The sequence below is a fragment of the Microvirga sp. GN3 genome (assembly GCF_055792825.1).
Genome location: NZ_JBVVAK010000028.1, coordinates 61,230 through 78,022, shown reverse-complemented (window position 1 = coordinate 78,022; position 16,793 = coordinate 61,230). Strand labels below are relative to the sequence as shown.

Here is a 16,793-nt window from a genome sequence, read left to right as displayed (position 1 = left end):
CCAGGCCGACTGTGGTAATCTGCATGGCGGACGCTCCCTCTCCTTGTGGCCCTCTTCATGACGACCACCCTTTGGCACTTTGATGCCGGTGAGCAGGGAGCGTCCACTCCATCAACTTAACGGGCTTTACTCGCGTTGTGCGGGTTCCCGGCCTGAACCAGAGCATGTACTTTCGATGGGTTAGAGTCGGGCATGACGCGAGCAAACAGCTCCGATTTGCTTAAGTTGATGGAGTGGACGCTCCCTGCTCACCGGCATCAAAGTGCCAAAGGGTGGTCGTCATGAAGAGGGCCACAAGGAGAGGGAGCGTCCGCCATGCAGATTAGCACAGTCGGCCTTCTCTATTCAGCCGCCTCCAGTCAAGCACTTTCGGACGCCTCGGCCTCGCGGCTGGAACTGTCCCGCGGGCTCTCGCTTCTCTCCGGAATCGGCCTAACGGCCCTTCCACTATGGGGTCAGATGAATGAAGTGGAACGATCTGGACCGCGTCCTTCCTGTCTTGCATGACCGGAGGAACACCCGACTGTGCGGACCCACCTCATTCATCGTCCCGCGAGGGACAGACATCCGCCTTCAGGCGGAACCTTGTGCTTCTGGCGCGACAGCTTCGGCTCAGACAGGCCTGGTCATGCGGCCCGAACCTCTCGGGTCCAGCGGAATTCGGTTCCATCCGACCAGATGCGATGCAGGATGGTCGCTAACCGGCGGGCTAGTGCGACGACTGCCTTTCGTCCGCCACGCCGCTGGGCCACCTTCATGGCCCAGGCTTTCAGCCAGGATCAGCGGGTCATGCGGGTGAGCATGGTCTGAGCCGCCTCAAACAACAGCGTTCGCATCATGGCGTCCCCGCACAGCGAGATCCGGCCGACCCGGCTGCTCTCCCCTGACTGATGCAGGACGGGTGTCAGCCCCAAGGCAGGCCCCACCGCCTTGGAGCTCCGGAACCGGGCTGGTGTGTCGATCGTCGCCACAAAGGCCAGGGACACCACCGGCCCCACTCCCGGAACCGTCATCAGGCGCCGACACACCTCATCATTGCGGACCAGTGCCAGCAGCTTGCGATGCAGGGTGGCAAAGTGCTCGCGCAACTCGCGACGGGCCTGCAGCAGCGGTTGGATGACCTCGATCAGATCGGGCATGCTCTCGATGAGCTCATGGATGCGCACCTCGAACCGAACCGCCCCGACGGTCCCGACTTTGAGCCCGAAGTTGCGCAACAGACCGCGGATGTCGTTCTCAACCGCGAGGGCTTTCTCCTGCAGGAGCTTGCGAGCGGTGAGCAGAGCCCGGCGCTTCTGACTTGAGAGCGTCTTCACATGCACTGGGCGGAAGAGGTTGACACGCATCATCTGGGCGATGCCACGGGCATCGTGGCGATCCGTCTTGTTCACCTGAGCTTTGAGAAAAGCCCTGGTGTGCCGCGCCTCGATGCACACAACGGGAAGCCCGGCCTGGGCAAGCCCCTCGAAGAGCCATTGGGAGAGTGGGCCCGCCTCAAGACCAACCCGCTCGAGGTGCCAGGCAGCGTCCCGCAGGACCTGCACAAGATCCCCCGGATGGCTGACGACCTTGACCTCACGGCAGATCTTCCCCGTCTCGTCCAGGATGCACACGGAGGTTTCTTTGACCGCGATGTCCAAACCCGCATAGTGCTTCATGTTGCGTTTCTCCCACTGAGGCTCGAGGCCGTGACCTCGTTGTACCATCAGCCTGGAACGCTGCACCTCATGGCGATGTGGCAGAGGCGGCGCCAGGCCGAATACCTCATCCGAGAATTCGCATTTGCCGTTGAGAAAGCGCGAGGGGATGATGCAGGGCTTTCGATCACCGGGAAGCCTGCAGAGGTTCGTCAATGTCTTCTCGGCTGTGCGCAATCTCTTCGTTCCGTCTCGCACTCACGGCTCTGCCCTTGCTACCCATCTGCATCGCCTCAGTGCCATCGCGGGATGGAAGTCTGCAGCCGGCGTTGCAGCGTGAGTCCGTTAGGTGAGCGAGTTTGCCTCAGCGCGCCGGTGCCGGTTAATGTGACAACGCCCCTTGCGCTGCCCCCTAGTTAGGGGATGTTGCGGACGATGTCGGCTGCTTCAGACGCCGAGAACCCACCATCACTGACAAGATTCCTCTCGAGGTCAGCCTTGTCTTCCCCTTCAATCTCGATACGGTCGCCCTTCCAGACAGAAGACGGGAAGACCACACCCCCATCATCGTGGGTAATAGTCCCTGGAGCATCTTCCTTCTGGATCGTGCTCGCACGCAACTCTGGCCCATTACTGTGCTTCTCGACAACGACATGGCGGCCATCAACAGTGCCATCCCAAACAGGAATCCATGGCATCCTCATTCTCCTTTTTGGCCGAGCCGCGCTACAATGTCATAAAACTACAGCGCCATAGCACTACAGGTTTTTAGTGCTATGGCGCTGTAGTGCAAGCTTCTATGGAGATTACGGGTTGTCTTACTGCGGAGGCTCCCCGCAACCCCTTGTGCACCCCCATCACGCACATCGCCTCCACTGCCTCAGCCCCGTTCAGCCAACTTGGGACGGGGCTTGTTCGTGCTCCATAACCCGCATCACCTGGGTAGGCATCCATTCTTTGCCTCGGGCGGTTCTGATGTGTCGCTCATTCAGAGCCGCCGCAATCTGCCAGAGAGACGTGGCGCCACTGGCCTGGATGTCCTCCACGATTGGCCCGATGTCCGCAGCCCAGCGCTTGGCTGCATCAAGGTCCTTGGGCCGGATTTCGCGGAAGCCCCTTTTGGAATGACCTTGATCTAGTCTGGTGCAGGGTATGCGCCTAAAATCGAGACGGGTTGGATATGAATAGTAAATCCTGTTATGTGCCTCATTAAAAACTCAATTTAGTGTAAATATTATTTAAGAGACATAAATAAAACCCAAGCACAAGAAGCTACAACATAGCCCGAAATGCTATAATTACTGGTAATTGTATTTATCTATTTTAGGAAAAAACAGATGTCTGTCGATCAACATACGACGCGCCATTCGAAAACGACACACGATCCCATGCGGTCTGGTCTACACTCGGCCTCCGCGAGCGCCCAGCGCTTCACAGATCAGGTGACGCAGGCTTTTGGCATGACGAGCGAGGGAGGTGTGGACCTCTCCCGCCAGACCTCCCAAAACCTTGAGGTCGTCACCAACGCTGCCGCTTTGCTGACGCGTGGGGGGCAGGACCTCTCTCGCGAGTGTTTCAGTCTCATGCAGGAGCGCCTGCAGAAGAACCTCGATGATTTCGGCGCGCTGGCACGCTGCCGATCCATTCCAGACTTCATGGCTGCCCAGACCAACCTCGTGCGGGACAATTTGGAGCAGACCATTGAGAGCACGCGCCGGATTGCCGAGGTCGCCACGCGGGTGGCGAATGAGGCCAGCCAGACCCTCACGGCTCAGACGAAAAAGGCCCACCGTGTGGCCTAGGGCTTTTGAGTACTCGGTGCAGATGACCCGAAAGGCGACCGAGGGGCCGCCTTGGCCCTCTTCTGCTGTCTACCGTGTCAAGGCGGCGGAATTTGCAGAAGCTCCATAAAAGCCTATGAGTGAGCGATCGCTGACTTGTGTCTCACAGGCGTCAGCGGCTGAGGGCTATGTGCTCCCGCCTGTCGTGCGGAGCGCATAAATGCCTGATAGCCCTCTTCCGGATCCGCCAATCGACATCGAAATCTTGATCGCGGAAGCGCAGGCCGCACGGGTTCTCGCGCATGTCCGGGCCATCCTCTCCCGATTAAAATCACACGTGCGTGGAACCGCCGAGCTCCAAGGTGAAGCAGATGGATGAGTTTTTTGACGACGGCGAGGGACCCATTCGAGGTCTCCGTCTGCCGCTGAACGCTTGGATCGTGCTGGATAGAGAGAACATTACGACGCTCCCCCAGCTAACCGCTACTGTGGACCGGATCGAGCGGTTTTCAGGTATCGGACCAAAGACGGCACGAGCAATCAGGGTCGAGCTTGGTCGTGTCGCACTCTTCGAAGCTCTGGGAACTGAGCCTTAACGGCACTGTGGGGCCGCGAATTTCCAAGGAGGCCTGTGTGGAACGACGAACAAACCGCCCCCTCCTGAGTTTGTAGGCATCCTCTCAGAGGGGTCGCGATGCCACGCTTCTACTTCGACATGCGGGACGACGGCAGCTTCACGCCCGATGACGAGGGCCTTGAGTTCGACAGCCTGGACGCCGCCGAATGCGCAGCGGCTAAGGCAGCGGCGGAGATCATGCGGGAGCGGCTACCGAGAAGCGATACCCATAAGGTCACGGTCGAGATGCGGGACGAACACCGCCAGCTGGTGGGGACCGTGATGGTGCTGATGGAGGTTCACCGAGTCAATTCTGCGGCGCCGCTTCTAACCGCGTGAGGAAGAAACGCCGCGTAATTCCGAGAACTCCCTTAATGAAATGAGCATACGCTGAGCCCGTGTATCTGGATTCTTGGGTGATGATGGATTTCGCAAGTCTGAAGCTTGGAGCTAGGCGCCGAGTTGAAAGACAAAGAAGAGCCCGAATCCGACGATAATCAGCCCGGCGCTCACGGTCTTTGCTACAAGCAGAGGTATTGCGGCGCTTTCGATTTCGGCACGCCTTTCGGCTCTCTCGACGGTGGGCATGCGCTCCACAGCGGCCCTGTGCTGGGCATAGAGGTTAGTGGCATTGTAGAAGCCGTCAGGGCCACCCCGCTGCAATTCGACAGTAAGGGCGATCGCCCCGATGATCAGACCGAGGACGCCTACCCCAAGAAAACCGACGATCTGATAGGCGACGTAGGACGTTGCTCCGAGGCTGACCACCAGCAGGACGAGATAAACCAAGTATGATGTCCGGAAGCGCAGGTGCATGGTGCCTTCAGAGACGAAGTCGAACCTGACAACAAGGTTTCGGCCACTTCGGTTCGCGAGCTACACAGCCCACCAGAGGCAGGCTGAATGCTAAGCTGCTTGGGCAGACGCCGAATTGACGGCATGGCCCGTAGCATCAAAGGTACTATCACGGTGGAAGGCCACCAGAGAACACGAGTTGCTGTTCGGTTTCCGCTCCAACAATTTCTTCAAGAGGGGTTTGAGCCAAGTGTATTCGTTAGATCAACGGCCACACGAGCAGAATAAGCGGCAGGCCAAGCAAGACAACGATAAAGGAGAGCGGGAGCCCCAATCTCCAGTAATCACCAAACCGATATCCTCCCGGTCCCATTACCAGCGTGTTGCACTGGTGCCCGAACGGCGTCAGGAAATCGCAGGCTGCACCCACCGCAACCGCCATGAGAAAGGCGTCGGGCCTGTAGCCAAGTCGCCCGGCAAAGGTCGCCGCGATGGGAGCCATCACCAGCACCGTCGCCGCATTGTTCAGGAACGGCGTCACGGCCATGGCCGCCACCATGATCAGCGCTAGCGCACCATAGGATGGGAGGGTGCTGGCAAGCTGCGACAGCCATCCGGCCAGGAGATCGGCGCCACCGGTCGTGCGGATCGATTCACTGACCGGAATCAGGGCCCCCAGCATCACCAGAATGGGCCAATCGACAGCTTCGTACGCCTCGCGCAGCGAGAGCGCCCGAAGCAGGATCATCAGGCCGGCGGCCGTGAAGAAGGCAGTGGCGACGGGCAGCACGCCGATCGCCGTGAGCCCCATGGCACCGCCGAGGACCACCACCGGGACGAGGCCCTGCCGCACATTGCCCAGGCGGATTTCCCGCTCGGCCAGCGGCAGGCAGCCGAGTTCCTTCAGCTTGTCCGGAAGCCGGGAAAGATCGCCCTTCAGCACCAGGACGTCACCAGTCTGCAAGGTGATATCCCGCAGGCGCTCGGTAAACCGCTCACCGCTGCGACTGACCGCAAGGAGATTGATGTTGAAACGCTCGTGCAACGCCATGCGCTTGGCCGTTTGACCGATCAGCATCGAGGTCGGTCCTACGACGGCCTCGATTCCCCCGATCTCCTCATCGGCATCCTTGCCTTCCGTGGGGCGGTCGTCACCTTCGAGCTCCAGATGAGCACGGGCGACGGCCCGTTCAAGCGCCTCCGGATCACCCTCCAGGAGAACAATATCATCTTTGTGGAGGACAGCATCCGGCAGAGGCGTCGTGCGCTCAGTCTTGTTCCGGACGAGGCCCGTCACCAGAACCTCGTTGTCACACAGTCTGGCCAGATCGCCCACGGTATACCCGACGACCGGCGACTTCGCGGTCACCCGCGCCTCCGTCGTATAATCGGTGAGATCGATGGCCTCGTCCATAGTCGCGGCGGCTTTGCGACCGCCGGGCAGCAGCCGATAGCCAAAAGCCAGGAACGCCACGCCGGCTGCCGCGAGACCGACGCCGACCGGGGTGAAGTCGAACATGCCGAAGGGCTGACCCGTCAATTCCTCGCGCACACGGGACACGATGATGTTGGGCGAGGTGCCGACGAGGGTGATCAGGCCCCCAAGCAGCGAGCCGAAGGCCATTGGCATGAGAAAGTACGAGGGCGAGGCATGGGAGCGACGCGCCAACTGGAATGCGACCGGGATCATCATCGCCAGTGCGCCGATGTTCTTGACGAAGGCGGACAGGATCGTGACCGCCGCCACAAGAACCACGATCTGGCCCTGCACTGACGTGATGTAAGGCGAGACTCGATGGAGGGCCGCCTCCAGCACGCCGGAGCGCTCGACCGCCGCACTGACGATCAGCGCGCTCGCGACAATGATGACGATGTCGTCCCCGAAGCCGGAGAAGGCTGCCTTGTGCGGCACGATGCCGGTGAACACAGCGGCAAGAAGGGCTAGGACAGCGACGAGATCGTAACGGAGCCGCCCCGAGACGAACAGGGCCATCATTCCGGCCAGTATGGTGAAGGCGAGGGTCTGGTCCTGCGTCATCTTTCCACCCTTGACCGTGCTACGGGGAAAGATAACGCGCAACTTCCTGATCCGATTGGTCCTGCTGTCCTGTCTGCAATGTACAGGGGGACATTTCTCGGCGCGACCCGGTTCCGGCGTTACAATCCATCGTCGCCGCGGCCCACCATCCATAGAGCATGGTCTTAGGGCATCTGTTGTCTCAGACGCCGTCCAAGGATCCCAGTTGCTCAAAGGCGGAAAGCAGAGGCATGTTCAAGTTCAGCCAATTATCGGTCCACTCAGTGTGGACGATCCCTGCCGCCGCGCTGTTCTTCTGTGCGCTCGCCTCCGCTTATGGCTTCAGCGGTGACACCATCTCCTCGCCAAGTGGGATCATTTTCGCCGCCGCACTGATCCTGCTCCTGATCGGCACCGTGTTTGCGGCCGTCCACCATGCCGAGGTGATCGCGCGCCGCACGGGAGAGCCCTACGGCACCCTCGTCCTCACCATTGCCGTGACGGTGATCGAGGTCGCACTCATCACCTCCATCATGCTGGGCGGCGAGAGCAGCCCGGCGCTTGCCCGTGACACGGTGTTTTCGGTGATCATGATCGTCGGCAACGGACTCGTCGGCCTGTGCATCCTGCTCGGCGGAATGCGCTATCGCGAACAAGGCTTTCGGGTGACGGGCGCAAGTGCCTACCTCGTCGTTCTCATCGTGCTCGCAACCATCACCCTCGTTCTGCCGAACTACACCCAGGCTCGCCTCGGGCCGTTCTATTCGCCCAGCCAACTTGTCTTCGTGACCCTGATCACCCTGGCTCTTTATGGCGGGTTCCTCTACATCCAGACCGTGCGCGACAGGGACTACTTCCTTGTGCTCGACACAGAGGGGCGTGATCCGAGCTCGGACATGCCGCTAAACCGCGCCCTTATGGTCAGCGCGGTTCTGCTCACCCTGTCGCTCTGCGCCGTTGTCCTGCTCTCGAAGATGTTTGCCGCTGTCGTGGAGGCCGGCACGACGCTCGTTGGTGCCCCTGAAGCCGTCGTGGGGGTCGTCGTAGCCCTGCTGGTCCTGTTGCCGGAGAGCGTGGCGGCGGTTCGGGCGGCGCGAGCCAATCAGCTGCAGAAGAGCCTCAATCTGGCGCTGGGATCGTCGCTTGCCACCATCAGCCTGACAATTCCTGCGGTCGCGGCGATCAACCTCACGCTCCAGAAGGACCTTGTGCTGGGGCTCGATGGCGAGGACACCGTCCTGCTCATGCTGACGGCTATTGCGAGCCTTCTCACCTTCGGCACCGGCCGAACCAACATTCTCTACGGCGTCGTCCACCTCGTGATCTTTGCGACGTTCCTGTTCCTCGTGTTCGTCCCTTAGAGGAAGACCTCACTTGAGATTACGGCTCATCCGGCTTCTGATCGGGGAACGGGATTTCCCCGTCGCCATAGCCTCGCCGCCCATTAAGCTTGACCTTCGAAGACGGCACCTGGTGCCCCTCCGGGCGTCTCATCGCCTTCCAGATCGCGGTGAGAACATCCTGGGCGGCTCCGAGAAAACCTTTGTTCATACCGGCTTCACCTTCTGCGCTTCAGTTATGCTGAGGTGGTCGAATTCGCTCAGCCTAACCACTCGGCTTGGGATCAAGCGCTTCCGAGAACATCACGGTCAAGACAGGCTGATTGGCTCTGTCCGTGATCTCGACGCGCCAGCTTCGCCGATCCTCACCCTTCTGGTCGCCATCGGTGATCATGGCGCGAGCCTTGGCGATTGCAGCAGCTCGCGCGGCCTGAAGGTCAGGGCACGTCTCCCCTTCAGGATCCTCGATCACACCGCTCTCGGTCCGGATGTTGAGGTAGTAGAGAGCCGTTTCCGTCCTGGGTTGCGATGCCGGCGGCTCGCTAAAGTGGTGACCTGATCGGGGCGCACCGCCCTCATCATCCCACCGCTTGAGATCCTGACGCTGGCTCTGCTTTTTTGGGTCTTTGCTCATTGTGGAAGTATGGGGCATTTACCCGGCTTTTTGATGACCGTTCCCGGCGTGAGGCGCTCAATGGAGGATGACTCATCCGTTCCGGCTGAACTGCTTTCCGGATACAGCGATTGGCCATTGTCGCCCTCCGCCCGAGGCGACATGCCTGAGGTCCTGCGCCTGCGGCTCGCCTGGCGCTCCAGCGACGACCGGCCAGCTGCGATCACCGCCCGCAACGACATGGCCTATGGTAAAACTGCGTACCCACCAGACACGCCACGCCTGGCTCAGCAGCCTGTGCAGATGCCTCTCGTGATAATCTTCATCTTGCGATCCCAAATCCGTTCCTGCGCCTCGGCCTTGGCCCGGGCCGCTTTTGCCATCGCGGCCGATTCCTCGGCCGTATACGGCTTTGATGCTGACACCTTTGGGGTTCCTGCATCCGGTGCAGCTCTGTCCTGGGCCGAGACAGAATGAGGCGCCATGAACACGGCAAACACGGCTGTCGCTATCATGATCCGCATAGACATTCCTTCAGGAGCGCATTGGGCGGCTCCGAGCTTGTATATGGTGAGCTCAACCCAGTTCCCTAACAGATAGTCTCACTGTCGCTGCCCGATGCCCGATGCCCGGATCGCTTCACATTCCTTCCGTTGTTTGTCACGGCATCTCTCGCTCGCCGAGAATGCAGATGCCCTGCCCTCGCGCCAGACCGTGAGTCTTCCGGCCAAACGGCAGCGGACAATGCTCCTGAATCGGCCATTATCCTGAGCGAGGTTGGCTTTGGGCTGCAATTTAGGGACAGGCTTCGATGCGCTTATCCGCGATTATCCTTCTCGTCACGCTCGGTTGGTCCAGTGTCGCTCAGGCTCAGAGCACCCCGCCAGCGTCGAGTGCGCCCAAGTTCATCACGATCGGCAACAATGCCATTCTGAGTTCCCGGCTGATCGGCCTGAACGTCCAAAGCGCCAGCGGCAAAGAGATGGGCAAGATCGAGGATGTCGTCTTCGAGGGCGGCCAGATCGTCGGGGTCGTGCTGTCCGTCGGGGAGCTCCTGGGCCGCGGCCAGCGCTACGTGGCGGTCGATCCCTCCGCGATCTCGATCCGGTACACCGAAGGCGAGACCAAGTGGCAGGCGACGATGAACGCGGACCTTGAGCAGCTGAAATCCGCCCCGGAGTTCCGGTATGAAGGCAAGTGGAGGCGTTGATCCTTCTCACCGAGGTCTTGGCATCGCTTCTTTGTTCGCGCACCATGGTACCCGGCTCTGGCTGTCCAAGAAGGAGAGTAGGCGCGATGAGTGACCCTAATCTCAACCAAGCGGCTCAACTCACCTGGTCCGCTCCCGACGAGCCGACACGGCAGGAGACGGGAGATCCCGGAACTGTTCGGCAGTTCAGCAATCTCCGCGATGCTGTCGTCTTTACGCTCGAATCCTTACCGGAGCGATATCGTGGAAGCGCCCGCATAAAACTCATCGATGGGAGCTCGTTGGATTTCGGCCAAATCGAACAGATTTACGTTGAGATCATCAAGTCTTGACACGCTGGAGGTCACAGGCACCCTTCTACCAAGGCGGGACGAGCCCTTAAAGGTTCGAAGCGCATCTTGCAGTGTTTCGTAAGAAGCTGCAGTTGTTCTTGCTGCTTACGAACGACCTGCTCAAGGTTCTGGATCAGGATGCGATCCAGCTTCTCATGCAGGGCCATGATCTGGATCCCACCCTTCAGGTTGATCTTGTAATCGAGACCGGCCACAACGCGATTCCACGGAGCTATTGGAGCGCGTGCTTGACGTTTCAAGTCATATGACGGCAGGTTGCGATCTGAGTTAGAAGGCGGTGCTCGCGTTCGGAGAACTGCCGAAACCAGCTCTCCCGGATCTGTTGGGCGAGTTGCCTGATCTGATCGGGCTCGGCTATGTTGCGCCGGTTTAAGAGCGGCTCCCGCTCCACCTGCGTTTTCCGTGTCCGGCTTCCACTCAGCTGCATCGTCCCCGCGCACTAAGATCTTCCTGTAGCTGGGATTCCCACACGACCCGGTCATAACTCTGATCAGCACTCCGGATCTGATACTGGGGCTCCCGGTCGCCGGCAGGAAGCAGGAAGACGATCTCGTATCCGCCCCGCCAGATGTCGTTGGGCGAATGATCTTCGGCGTAGCTGACGGGTTGTCCCACAGCGTAGCGATGCATTCTCATGACGACCTCCTATCCAGAATACGAGCGAAATTGGTCACTCTGGTCGTTCGTCACCATGTCCAGCCATGCACGAGGCTGAAGGACATGGCGATTGACGCTCCAGCCAGTACGGCGATCAACGTGAGGACCAGGGGATCGTTGCTCCAGGGCAGGTGGGATCTGTTGACCATCTCGTCCTTCATCATCTCGGTGAACGAGGCCATTTTACCGGTCCCTTCCAAATGCCCGCCTCATACACAACGAGGCATCCGGCGATCAGCAAGACAGAGAAAAGCGCTTGGCTTAACATTTCGGACTTCCTCCGATGAATCAGGCGCATTGCTAGGCAAATATACCTAGTCATTGGGTTGTCTATCAATCAAGCAGTATACACCCTAGCGAAATATTAGATATAAGATCAGTCATATTCTAATTTTATTTGTTGCTCCCGATGTAATCATACGATTTGGCCCCATATCAGATAAGGACGACTTTTTATTTTCTTTTTATTTTCTGTCATTTTCGCTCCAGGCCACGGTTGGCTTGCGAGAGGATGTGGCCCCGTGTGGAGGCCCGCCATGTGTCTGAGCAAAAGCGTTACGTTCGATCTTGAGCATTACCAGGATCATGATCACCCGGGCCTCACGCCTCACGCGATGCAGATCGCGCAAGCGACCTGGCTGCGGCTGACAGCGGCAGAGCTGTCGGGGGTGCGAACCACATCAGAACTCATCGAGAAGGTCGAAGAGAGCTATAGCCTCTCCCGGGAGCAGGCCACCCGGGATGTTGAGTTCTGGGCCCTGGATAAGCAGCTTTGAGCCGGTCGCTGCACGAGTGAGACCAGCCCCAATGATGGAGGCGACAATGTTTGGTTATCAAGGCGGCGAAAGCCAGGAGACCGTAACCCGCAAGATCGGGTACCGCAGCGACGCGAAGCGTCAGTGGAACTGCCTGACCCCTTTGGACCTGTCGCAGATCAAGAATGAAGAGCAGCTGATCACCCTGGTGAAGGTGCGCTACAGCCTGCCCTATGAGACCGCCAAGGCGGATGTCCAAGGCTGGATGGCAGGCAAGCAGTTCTAGCATCTCTTGTCGAAATCGGCGGGGCTGCGATCCCCTTGCGGGCAAGCAGATGATCCTATGCCTCAAAGGAGCGTGTACCATGGCGAGTGAAGTCTACGTTGTCCATCATCACGGGGCCTGGCGGACCAGGATCGATGGCAAACACTGCGGCGAGTATCCGTCGCGAGAAGCCGCCGTTCGCAGCGCTGTCGCCAGGGCTGAAGAGACCGGACAGGACACCCGCGTCTTCAGCCAAGGCATCGTTTGCCAGTTTCGCCTTGAGTGGCACTCAGGAGGGCGGCCTTACGTGTCCTCCGTTTAGTATGCCTGCGGGGCTCAGAGGTCGAGTTTGATCGGGATACCCCAGCAACGTGATCTTACTCGCCCAATCCACCGTTTGGAGAAATCACATGGCCTGGATCAACTTGACGGACAGCAATGGCAGCAGCGTCTTCGTAAATACTGACAACGTGCTCTGGTTCAGCGCTTCTGGCGAGGATGGGCATGCTTGGCTGGTCACGACGATCAACGAAAGTGACAGAGCTCACTCCCTTCACGTCAAACAGTCCCCAGCTGACGTTGTCGCGCTGTTGAGGTCCGCCAGGCAAGAAGTCGCTGACGTGCATTGAACAGCCCGCCCTGCTCGGGGGCATGACGTGAGGCGTCAACGCGAACGCAGACGTAACGGCTGGCGGAACAGGGCCTTTCCGCTAACCGTAGCAATCGATCAGGTTCACAGGAGATCATTATGGCCAAAGGACAAAAACGCAGTCATCGGGAGATCCGAAAGCCCAAAGCGAACAAGCAGCCGGCGACCGAGGCGACACCAGCCGTGCTAACGAGAGGCATGCTGTCCCCGATCAGTTCTCCCAAGAAAAAGAGATGAGGTGAGTATCATGGCAACCCGAACCACTGAGACGGCTGTCACCTTCAGACACCCGTTCATGTTGACCTCTCTCGATAGCCCTCAGCCAGCAGGGACCTACCGGCTTGTGACAGACGAGGAGGAGATCCTCGGCCTCTCATTCCTCGCCTTCCAACGTACGGCCACAATGCTGCACCTCCCGGCGATTTCAATTTCTGGCAGCCCTACTCAGGTGTTCCATGTCAATTCGGCAGAACTCGCAGCCGCTCTGGAGGCCGATGGGCGGGCGCAGCTTCAGAATTCATAGCTCAAAGGAGACGAGCATGCGTTATCTCGGCGGGCTCTCAGGACGTGGCGTACTGCAGTGCAACGGCGAGCCCATCGCGCGGGTGTCCTACGATTTTGATGGCTTCTTCAGGGAGCCGGTCGGAGTCACATGTTGTGGCGAGATCCAGCTGTCTGCCGCCGCTCTCAAGGATGTGTTCGGCCGCAGAGACGTTCAGCTCATCACGGATGAGGGCCGCCTCCTCGATCTCACGTTCTCCGCGAAAGCACTGCTTTCGGTAAGCGACGTTGCCCACGTGGACGTCACGGGAGAGTTGCCAGCCACACCGCAAAGCTGGCGCAACTGACCACCTTTCGGCGAATGGCGCCTTGTATCAAGACGCACTTTCACCAACAGCCCTGGCAATCGACCGGCGTAGAAGTGGGGAGTATGCTTGGATGTTATCGTGACACAAACAGACGACGGCAAGGCAGGGAGCCCGACAGATCTGCTCGCCGCCCGATAGTCGGACTGAGGAGGCAACCACGAGGCAGTTCACAGACCACCCGGCCGGCATGCTCTGGAGACCATGGCTGGCATCGAGCATAGACCCTTTGCATCCCTCAAGGCTGCCTTAACTGCAGTCGGGAAGCGCAAACGCAACAGCTGCTGGCGCAATCCGGGTGAGGATCAGCGGCAATCGACAGTAACCTGGCGCTTACCCGGCTCAGCGGTTGAGGAGAGATCATGCGGATCCGCGTCGGCTGCGAGATGACCTACGAGTTCGGGCAAGTCACGCCCATGATCGCGATCCTCAATGTGCACTCGTCGAGAGTGTCCGACCTGGAGCGGCCCGATTACCTGATCACGACGCCAGTCGTACCTGTGGAGGGGTACCGGGACAGTTTCGGGAACTGGTGCAACCGACTCGTGGCCCCGGCCGGCAGGATCAGCCTCACGACAGAAACCGTGGTCCGCGACACAGGCCAGTGGGACGTGACAGATCCGGGAGCCGAGCAGATCCAGATCCAGAGCCTTCCCGCAGAAACCCTGCTCTTCCTGCTGGGAAGCCGATACTGCGAAACGGATTGCCTCTCCGACGTCGCCTGGAACCTGTTTGGAACAACGCCGTTGGGCTGGGCTCGCGTGCAAGCGATCTGCGACTATGTGCACGATCATATTACCTTCGGCTACGAGCACTCACGGGCAACGCGCACGGCTGCTGAAGCCAATGACGAAAGGCAGGGCGTGTGCCGTGACTATGCTCATCTGGCGCTCACGTTCTGCCGCTGCCTCAACATTCCGGCCCGTTACTGTACCGGCTACATCAGTGACATCGGCCTCCCGCCGCCTCACGCGCCGCAGGATTTTGCCGCCTGGATCGAGATCTTTCTGGGTGGTCGCTGGCATACCTTCGATCCCCGCAACAATGATCCGCGCATCGGCAGGATCCTGATCGCCCGCGGCCGCGATGCCGCCGACGTGCCGCTGACCCTCACCTTTGGGCCAAGCACCCTGGTGGATTTTCGGGTGACAACTGAGGAACTGATCGAATCTGGGCACTGACAGCCGGCTTTCATATGTTGGTTTTAGGCTTTGCACCGGCCCAGTCGAGCCTCATCGTCTTATCTGACCTTGGCGTCCAATCTCCCGTACAGATCTGGAGGCGTGGGCAGAAGCATCAGGTGAATATGCCTTGGACGACGGCAATAAATATTGAAATTGCCCTGACGCTGTGGTGGTTAGGCACATCCATCGGTCGGCCAATGGAAAAATAGTTTCTTCGTGTCCGAATGAATGTGAAAGACAGCGCTTGTTAATATCTAAGACAAGTTCTATATAAATATTATCGGATTTTGGCCGGACAATCGGGTCGTTTCGCTTTTGACACTGTCAGGCGCACGTTCGGACTTTCTTACCATTACATCGAGAAACCGGGTTAAGGTCGCGCTTTCGCGTGCCTTTGCTCACGTGCATTTACAGCAATTGTGAAAGATTACCCAATGATTATTGGCACTGTGAAATTCTATAATGACATGAAGGGCTTCGGCTTCATTCAACCGAACGATGGCAGCAAGGACGTGTTCGTCCATGCGACCGCGCTTGAGCGCGCCGGGATGCGCAACCTCGTCGAAGGTCAGAAGGTTGCCTTTGATACAGCGGAAGACAGCCGCTCCGGCAAGATCGCCGTCAACAATATCGAGACGGCGTGATCTTTGATGATCGGCTCAGGACATAGGCCTGGCCGCTATGCCTTGAAGCCGCTCCCGCCTGGGGCGGCTTTTTTTGTTTGTGTCAGTAAACACCCGCATCGGCCGCCGTGCTTCACAGCCTGGGATCGGTCGCGCTTCAGGAGAAACGAATGTCTCACAAGTATAAAGTTCATCAATTGGTCCGCATCACCCATCCGAATTTCTCGGATAAACGTGCAAGTTCAGGTGGCATCTACGAGGTGACCCGCCTCATGCCGGCCGATCAGACGGGTGAAGTCTCGTACCGGATCAAGTCATCTGGTTTCGGCGAGCGCGCGGTGCGCGAAAGCGAGATCGTAGCCCGGGCATCCGAGATTTGACCAGTGCCGAAGGGTTCTTCCGCGGATCCCAGATTTACGAACCGGTCGCGCGGCTTCGACGGGACGGTGGGATCCTGTATGTCGCCCGCGTCGGCATGAAGGCATCACGGCTGTTTATGATCCTGACGCCTACGGGCGAACCCGCTTGGCCACATGAACCCCTCGGCAGCCTGTCGGACATCGGCTGGTCGCTTCGTGCACATGAATGGCACGACGTGACGCCTGAACCCGTTGGACAGAATGAGCGATTGGCCAAGACGCTGGCCCGGCTGCTGATCGAGCGTGCTTGAGTGATCGAATCACCAGTGGATGCGCAGGTAACGGACACGGAGGAACCAGACGATGGCTGATCAACCGACCAATCTCGATGCTCATCGTGGCATGGCGGCTCAGAAGGCGACGGACCTTCGCCGTCTTCGGTCAGAAGTCGAAGCTGACCAGAAAGCGCTGCGCACGAGACAGGCGGAACTCGAAGACCTGCTGGCAGCGGCACCCGCCGCCGATTGGGCGGAGGCCATCGAGAAGGCACGCTATCTGCTTGGTCTTTTCGCGCAGAGCTTGGATGCAAGCGATCTACGCCGCCGCAAACTGATTGATCAAGTGGTGGCTGACTTCGATCATCTGCTCGCCAGGGCACCCCGCGACTGATCCAATTTTCCACCCATTGACTGACAAAGGAGACAAGTGATGGCCAAGGGCGAGAGACGAGGAAACCGCGAGGCGAAGAAGCCGAAAAAGGAGAAGCCGAAGGTTGCCGAGGCAGCGTCACCCTTCGTGAGCCAGGGCAAGGGCAGTGCTCCAGCAAAACCGTCCGGTGGTAAGCGATAGCATCATTACACATGACCGGGAGGAATCCAGGTCGACCCACCTGGCAGTCAGCGGAGAGTGTCCGCTGCCCTACCATTTGGCGTAGGGACGCGAACGAAAGTTTCGCCCCCGACCAGTCGCGCAGTGTGTAAAGGTGCGCGTACTGGGGCGGCGCGGTCCACCCAGCTGGACCTAAGGAGGGCCAGTACACATTACTACGATAGCGAATGGTGGCCTGCCAAAAC

Annotated in this window: 27 protein-coding genes and 2 pseudogenes; 20 read left to right on the top strand and 9 right to left on the bottom strand. The window is 59.2% G+C overall.

Annotated features, from left to right (window positions below):
* Positions 1–626 precede the first annotated feature (626 nt).
* A pseudogene (locus ACS5Q1_RS15705) lies at positions 627–1,658 on the bottom strand (IS110 family RNA-guided transposase).
* 100 nt (positions 1,659–1,758) lie between these two features.
* Here ACS5Q1_RS15705 and ACS5Q1_RS15700 point away from each other — a divergent pair.
* Positions 1,759–1,977, top strand: a pseudogene (locus ACS5Q1_RS15700) (IS6 family transposase); the annotation flags it as partial.
* Between the two features lie 76 nt (positions 1,978–2,053).
* Here ACS5Q1_RS15700 and ACS5Q1_RS15695 read toward each other — a convergent pair.
* On the bottom strand, positions 2,054–2,335 hold the full coding sequence (locus tag ACS5Q1_RS15695; RefSeq protein WP_473099090.1) for a hypothetical protein: 282 nt from the start codon (positions 2,333–2,335) through the stop codon (positions 2,054–2,056).
* A 639-nt stretch (positions 2,336–2,974) separates the two neighbouring features.
* On the opposite strand from ACS5Q1_RS15695, the gene ACS5Q1_RS15690 reads away from it, so the two are divergent.
* The 3 genes from ACS5Q1_RS15690 to ACS5Q1_RS15680 all read left to right on the top strand — a co-directional run bounded on the left by ACS5Q1_RS15690 (position 2,975) and on the right by ACS5Q1_RS15680 (position 4,373).
* On the top strand, positions 2,975–3,439 hold the full coding sequence (locus ACS5Q1_RS15690) for a phasin family protein (RefSeq protein ID WP_473099089.1): 465 nt from the start codon (positions 2,975–2,977) through the stop codon (positions 3,437–3,439).
* A gap of 350 nt (positions 3,440–3,789) precedes the next feature.
* Positions 3,790–4,014, top strand: a complete 225-nt coding sequence (locus ACS5Q1_RS15685) for a hypothetical protein (protein ID WP_473099088.1) — start codon at positions 3,790–3,792, stop codon at positions 4,012–4,014.
* A 98-nt stretch (positions 4,015–4,112) separates the two neighbouring features.
* On the top strand, positions 4,113–4,373 hold the full coding sequence (locus ACS5Q1_RS15680; RefSeq protein WP_473099087.1) for a DUF6894 family protein: 261 nt from the start codon (positions 4,113–4,115) through the stop codon (positions 4,371–4,373).
* A gap of 111 nt (positions 4,374–4,484) precedes the next feature.
* On the opposite strand, the gene ACS5Q1_RS15675 is transcribed toward ACS5Q1_RS15680, so the two are convergent.
* On the bottom strand, positions 4,485–4,850 hold the full coding sequence (locus ACS5Q1_RS15675) for a hypothetical protein (protein WP_473099086.1): 366 nt from the start codon (positions 4,848–4,850) through the stop codon (positions 4,485–4,487).
* Positions 4,851–5,088: 238 nt separating this feature from the next.
* Positions 5,089–6,867, bottom strand: a complete 1,779-nt coding sequence (locus ACS5Q1_RS15670) for an SLC13 family permease (protein ID WP_473099085.1) — start codon at positions 6,865–6,867, stop codon at positions 5,089–5,091.
* Between the two features lie 230 nt (positions 6,868–7,097).
* On the opposite strand from ACS5Q1_RS15670, the gene ACS5Q1_RS15665 reads away from it, so the two are divergent.
* Positions 7,098–8,207, top strand: coding sequence for a calcium:cation antiporter (locus ACS5Q1_RS15665; protein WP_473099084.1), 1,110 nt, complete (start codon positions 7,098–7,100; stop codon positions 8,205–8,207).
* A gap of 19 nt (positions 8,208–8,226) precedes the next feature.
* Here ACS5Q1_RS15665 and ACS5Q1_RS15660 read toward each other — a convergent pair whose 3' ends face one another.
* Together ACS5Q1_RS15660 and ACS5Q1_RS15655 are read right to left on the bottom strand one after the other, a co-directional pair.
* On the bottom strand, positions 8,227–8,397 hold the full coding sequence (locus ACS5Q1_RS15660; RefSeq protein ID WP_473099083.1) for a hypothetical protein: 171 nt from the start codon (positions 8,395–8,397) through the stop codon (positions 8,227–8,229).
* A 54-nt stretch (positions 8,398–8,451) separates the two neighbouring features.
* Positions 8,452–8,820: a DUF6894 family protein gene (locus tag ACS5Q1_RS15655; RefSeq protein WP_473099082.1), complete on the bottom strand. Its 369-nt coding sequence runs from the start codon at positions 8,818–8,820 to the stop codon at positions 8,452–8,454.
* A gap of 60 nt (positions 8,821–8,880) precedes the next feature.
* Here ACS5Q1_RS15655 and ACS5Q1_RS15650 point away from each other — a divergent pair, with 60 nt between their 5' ends.
* The 3 genes from ACS5Q1_RS15650 (at position 8,881) to ACS5Q1_RS15640 (ending at position 10,341) form a co-directional block, all read left to right on the top strand.
* Positions 8,881–9,276 (top strand): hypothetical protein, encoded by a 396-nt coding sequence (locus tag ACS5Q1_RS15650; RefSeq protein ID WP_473099081.1) that lies wholly within the window; start codon positions 8,881–8,883, stop codon positions 9,274–9,276.
* Positions 9,277–9,610: 334 nt separating this feature from the next.
* The gene (locus tag ACS5Q1_RS15645) at positions 9,611–10,009 is read left to right on the top strand and encodes a PRC-barrel domain-containing protein (RefSeq protein ID WP_473099080.1); all 399 of its coding nucleotides are present in this window, start codon (positions 9,611–9,613) and stop codon (positions 10,007–10,009) included.
* Between the two features lie 86 nt (positions 10,010–10,095).
* The gene (locus ACS5Q1_RS15640) at positions 10,096–10,341 is read left to right on the top strand and encodes a hypothetical protein (protein ID WP_473099079.1); all 246 of its coding nucleotides are present in this window, start codon (positions 10,096–10,098) and stop codon (positions 10,339–10,341) included.
* 11 nt (positions 10,342–10,352) lie between these two features.
* Here the strand turns inward: ACS5Q1_RS15640 and ACS5Q1_RS15635 are convergent, their stop codons facing one another.
* The 3 genes from ACS5Q1_RS15635 to ACS5Q1_RS15625 all read right to left on the bottom strand — a co-directional run bounded on the left by ACS5Q1_RS15635 (position 10,353) and on the right by ACS5Q1_RS15625 (position 11,201).
* On the bottom strand, positions 10,353–10,556 hold the full coding sequence (locus tag ACS5Q1_RS15635) for a hypothetical protein (protein ID WP_473099078.1): 204 nt from the start codon (positions 10,554–10,556) through the stop codon (positions 10,353–10,355).
* Positions 10,557–10,779: 223 nt separating this feature from the next.
* On the bottom strand, positions 10,780–10,998 hold the full coding sequence (locus ACS5Q1_RS15630; protein WP_473099077.1) for a hypothetical protein: 219 nt from the start codon (positions 10,996–10,998) through the stop codon (positions 10,780–10,782).
* Between the two features lie 50 nt (positions 10,999–11,048).
* Entirely contained in the window at positions 11,049–11,201 is a 153-nt protein-coding gene (locus ACS5Q1_RS15625; RefSeq protein ID WP_473099076.1) for a hypothetical protein, read from the bottom strand.
* Positions 11,202–11,555: 354 nt separating this feature from the next.
* On the opposite strand from ACS5Q1_RS15625, the gene ACS5Q1_RS15620 reads away from it, so the two are divergent.
* The 12 genes from ACS5Q1_RS15620 to ACS5Q1_RS15565 all read left to right on the top strand — a co-directional run bounded on the left by ACS5Q1_RS15620 (position 11,556) and on the right by ACS5Q1_RS15565 (position 16,569).
* A complete protein-coding gene (locus ACS5Q1_RS15620; protein WP_473099074.1) occupies positions 11,556–11,795 on the top strand; it encodes a hypothetical protein in 240 nt (79 codons plus the stop codon).
* Positions 11,796–11,841: 46 nt separating this feature from the next.
* Positions 11,842–12,060: a hypothetical protein gene (locus tag ACS5Q1_RS15615; RefSeq protein WP_473099073.1), complete on the top strand. Its 219-nt coding sequence runs from the start codon at positions 11,842–11,844 to the stop codon at positions 12,058–12,060.
* A gap of 79 nt (positions 12,061–12,139) precedes the next feature.
* Positions 12,140–12,361: a hypothetical protein gene (locus tag ACS5Q1_RS15610; RefSeq protein ID WP_473099071.1), complete on the top strand. Its 222-nt coding sequence runs from the start codon at positions 12,140–12,142 to the stop codon at positions 12,359–12,361.
* Positions 12,362–12,449: 88 nt separating this feature from the next.
* Positions 12,450–12,668: a hypothetical protein gene (locus tag ACS5Q1_RS15605; RefSeq protein WP_473099070.1), complete on the top strand. Its 219-nt coding sequence runs from the start codon at positions 12,450–12,452 to the stop codon at positions 12,666–12,668.
* A 267-nt stretch (positions 12,669–12,935) separates the two neighbouring features.
* Positions 12,936–13,211: a hypothetical protein gene (locus ACS5Q1_RS15600; RefSeq protein ID WP_473099069.1), complete on the top strand. Its 276-nt coding sequence runs from the start codon at positions 12,936–12,938 to the stop codon at positions 13,209–13,211.
* Between the two features lie 16 nt (positions 13,212–13,227).
* Positions 13,228–13,536: a hypothetical protein gene (locus ACS5Q1_RS15595; protein WP_473099068.1), complete on the top strand. Its 309-nt coding sequence runs from the start codon at positions 13,228–13,230 to the stop codon at positions 13,534–13,536.
* A gap of 380 nt (positions 13,537–13,916) precedes the next feature.
* A complete protein-coding gene (locus ACS5Q1_RS15590; RefSeq protein WP_473099067.1) occupies positions 13,917–14,735 on the top strand; it encodes a transglutaminase-like domain-containing protein in 819 nt (272 codons plus the stop codon).
* A 437-nt stretch (positions 14,736–15,172) separates the two neighbouring features.
* A complete protein-coding gene (locus ACS5Q1_RS15585; protein ID WP_473099066.1) occupies positions 15,173–15,382 on the top strand; it encodes a cold-shock protein in 210 nt (69 codons plus the stop codon).
* 149 nt (positions 15,383–15,531) lie between these two features.
* Complete coding sequence (locus ACS5Q1_RS15580; RefSeq protein WP_473099065.1) at positions 15,532–15,741, top strand: hypothetical protein; 210 nt, start codon at positions 15,532–15,534, stop codon at positions 15,739–15,741.
* Positions 15,738–16,031 (top strand): hypothetical protein, encoded by a 294-nt coding sequence (locus tag ACS5Q1_RS15575; protein ID WP_473099064.1) that lies wholly within the window; start codon positions 15,738–15,740, stop codon positions 16,029–16,031. Before ACS5Q1_RS15580 ends, ACS5Q1_RS15575 begins: the two co-directional genes overlap by 4 nt.
* 52 nt (positions 16,032–16,083) lie before the next feature.
* Positions 16,084–16,389 carry a hypothetical protein gene (locus tag ACS5Q1_RS15570; protein ID WP_473099063.1) on the top strand — a complete coding sequence of 102 codons (306 nt, stop codon included), beginning with the start codon at positions 16,084–16,086 and terminating at the stop codon, positions 16,387–16,389.
* 39 nt (positions 16,390–16,428) lie between these two features.
* On the top strand, positions 16,429–16,569 hold the full coding sequence (locus ACS5Q1_RS15565; protein WP_473099061.1) for a hypothetical protein: 141 nt from the start codon (positions 16,429–16,431) through the stop codon (positions 16,567–16,569).
* Positions 16,570–16,793 lie beyond the last annotated feature (224 nt).